Source organism: Mucilaginibacter sp., assembly GCF_028288225.1.
Classification (GTDB): domain Bacteria; phylum Bacteroidota; class Bacteroidia; order Sphingobacteriales; family Sphingobacteriaceae; genus Mucilaginibacter.
This window is the reverse complement of sequence record NZ_JAQBOC010000035.1, coordinates 1-3172: the sequence shown is the minus strand read 5'-3', so window position 1 is coordinate 3172 and position 3172 is coordinate 1. Positions and strand designations below refer to the sequence as shown.

Sequence of the window (3172 nt, the reverse complement as noted above, 5' to 3'; positions counted from 1 at the left end):
AAAGCAATAAATAAACCTCGCTTTCTAACAACGGACGATACCCATTTTGAAATAGATACGCTCACAGGAACAAAACTTGTATTGGCTTGGGATGCTTCAGGAAAGTTGTTAGAACGAACGGTCAACGAAAAGGATGTTGCTTTCGCGGATTATAGGATTAACAATACAGATAGGATATGAGATACGCATGGATATTCTAACAAGAATTGATTGTAACTTTGTACCTGTAGTAAATATTTTAGTGTGTAGTTTTTAATTTCGAAAGTAGCTTTAATTGTTTTGATATCTTTAAACATAGACTCATAATCCGCCTTCAACTTCTCATTGCTTGGATCATATTGCACATCGGTGGGCGTATGAAACACGTAAACAATATTACCCGTTTCCCCCATCATTGATACAGGGATATTTCCTGTTATATCTTTCTTATTTGCACGACATGTGGATCACAAAGATGAATATCAAGATGCTTTAAAGACATCGCTTATGACACAGTGGAAATTATATTATTGCTTGTAATTAATGGACATATATGGCCAATGAAAGTTGTTGTCATTAATGAAAAAATGGCTCAGAAGAAAAACGTCTATGCATTTTTTGCATAGGCTTTTTTTATTGGAGGTGAGGTGATTATGGGTAAGGAAAATCAGCGGAAGAAAGTTACAAAATCGATTAAGCAAAAACTGCCGGCAAAGTATGATCTGAATGTAGAGCCACGCTTGATGAAATTAGACTACTCGTCTGATTAAAGAGCGCTTTTGGATTGATAGCATAATTTACTCAATAAAATGTAGGTTCTCATGGCTTTTTTATTATTTGCAACACAATTGTATTTGCACTATCCATTTAAAAGAATCCCTTTATTTATTTTCCGCCGAACAGGCACAGCCGCGCCTAAGCCCACATACAATTTAACAATACTTTGTGGGGGTGTGCAGCTATGCTTGGTTTATTTTCAGCGATGGCGTTTTTTATTAAGGAAATCATGCTGTTGGTGTCTTATGTGAAAAACAATGCGTTTCCACAGCCGTTGTCAGAAATTGAGGAAACAAAGCATCTGCTATTATTTGCGGAAGGGAACCAAGTATCGCGCAACCTGCTCATTGAACACAATTTGCGCTTAGTTGCGCATATCGTCAAGAGGATGTGTACTCAACCCGATGTCAAAATGAGCAGAGGTTTGTTTGTCAGGGGAGGTTAGGGATTACAAATGTAGGAAAATATCTTGAGGGGGTGGTGCCTTCGGGTGTGCGGGTTCAAATCCCGCTGACCGCACCATACATATTAAATACTCGGAACCCTTGATAGATAAGGGTTCTTTTTTTTTTGCAATTCGATTTAATTAGTGAAATTATTTTGAATAAAAATCTTTGGGGACGAATTGGGGACGAAATTTTTGTTTAATGATTTAGGTGGTTTATATTCTTTTCACTATAGAGGAATGACAAACGCAAACGATTCAAAATTGTACGCGCCCCAAATCGTATGCGGTGAAGCCCGGGAAGCCTTGGTATATAAGAGTTTTGCGAAAAGTGTGGCGCGCTTTATACAGAACTACCGCGCTAAATCACTCATTTTTCAGGCTAATTTTTCTTACCGCGCTTTTGTTAAGTAATTATGCGGTCGAGATGTACGCGGTTGTTGTGTCGAGGATAACTCGACAGGAAAAAAGAGTAAAGTCGACAATTTTATACCAGTTTTTTACTCGCCGGTGTGGCGGAATGGCAGACGCGTTCGACTCAAAATTGTGAGAGTCCCAAATCGTACGCGGTAGCAGGCGATGAGGCCTTATCTTATAAGGAATTTCACGAAATCGTACCTCGCTTTACACCTGATGAACGCGCCAAACCATTGAAATTTCAGCTCATTTTCCTTAACCTCGCTTTTGTCGCGACGTAACGCGGAAAAGTTTGGTGCGGCTGATGTGTCGAGGATAACTCGACAGAAAAAAAGAGTCAAGTCGACAATTTTATAACAGTTTTTTACATGCCGGTGTGGCGGAATGGCAGACGCGCTCGACTCAAAATCGAGAGGGAAACCGTGGGGGTTCGAGTCCCTTCACCGGCATTACAATATAATTAATCCACGTAGTCTAGGAACAAATCGATGGTGTGGATTTAATTTTACCACGCGCGTATGGCGGAATTGGCAGACGCACCAGACTTAGGATCTGGCGGGCGACCGTGGGGGTTCAAGTCCCTCTACGCGCACCAACTACATATTAAAAAGCTCTCAGGATCACAAACTGATCTCGAGAGCTTTAATTTTTTTTAATATAATATATCTTGCAGAGCTGTGATGGCTCTTTTTTTATTTTCGTTAAAGTAACGGGCAGAATAGTTATACAATTGCTGATTGTGATGAGGTCATGAGTTTGAGCCCACTTGGTTCCGAGATAGTACAACCAAAGCATTCATTAGAACTGCTTTTTGTTTGGTTTTAAAAAGTACTTCAAAACTTATTTGTAATTCAGCATTTTTAGCATGAAACACCATATTAAAACTTAATTTGTAAATCACTTTTATTTGAAAAACCAGCAAACCCTTGTGTTTGTTGGTTTCTTGCACTTCAAAACTTTATTGTCTCCATACATAAAAATGGAACAGACGATAGATATTGAATTCTATCTCTGCTCCATTTTTATTCAACGATCGCTACTGTCCAGCAGCGAAATAAATATGAGAATTATTTTGAAACCCCCTTTAGTTCTCCGTTACTAACGTGTTCCTGAGGCATCAATAAACGTACCGCATAATCCGGGTTCTCCAAGAGAGGGCGGCCGATGGCTATACAATCGGCTAATTGATCCTCGAGTATACGGTTGGCGAGACTGCGGGAATAAATCTTTCCGACTGCAATGACAGGAATTTTGAAATGTTGTTTGATCGCAGCCGCATGAGGCAACTGATAAGCAGTGTATACGTCACTAGGTTGTAGGGGGAGATTCCCGCCTGTAGAGACATGGATAGCATCCAATTCAGACTCGAGCGGCTTTAACATTCGCGCCCACTCTTCAGGGGTTAGCCCGCCTTCGCAATAGTCGGTGGCAGAAACCCGAACGATAACCGGATAATCTCTACCGACTTCTCCTCTAATCGCGAAGAGAACCTCTTTCAAGAACCTTGTCCTGTTTTCGGAAGTACCGCCATAGTCATCCAACCGTATATTGGAT

General features: G+C 40.5%; 3 protein-coding genes and 2 tRNA genes. 4 read left to right on the top strand and 1 reads right to left on the bottom strand.

Features of this window, described 5'->3' with window-relative positions:
• The 4 genes from JWQ54_RS10830 to JWQ54_RS10815 all read left to right on the top strand — a co-directional run.
• Positions 1–180: hypothetical protein (locus tag JWQ54_RS10830; RefSeq protein WP_299584354.1), on the top strand; the 180-nt coding region annotated here is incomplete at its 5' end.
• A gap of 760 nt (positions 181–940) precedes the next feature.
• Positions 941–1201: a hypothetical protein gene (locus tag JWQ54_RS10825; protein ID WP_299584351.1), complete on the top strand. Its 261-nt coding sequence runs from the start codon at positions 941–943 to the stop codon at positions 1199–1201.
• A 787-nt stretch (positions 1202–1988) separates the two neighbouring features.
• Positions 1989–2067: transfer RNA gene (locus JWQ54_RS10820), tRNA-Leu, on the top strand.
• A 63-nt stretch (positions 2068–2130) separates the two neighbouring features.
• Positions 2131–2213: transfer RNA gene (locus tag JWQ54_RS10815), tRNA-Leu, on the top strand.
• Between the two features lie 472 nt (positions 2214–2685).
• On the opposite strand, the gene JWQ54_RS10810 is transcribed toward JWQ54_RS10815, so the two are convergent.
• A partial coding sequence (locus JWQ54_RS10810; RefSeq protein ID WP_299584348.1) for a tRNA-dihydrouridine synthase occupies positions 2686–3172 on the bottom strand: 487 nt, incomplete at its 5' end.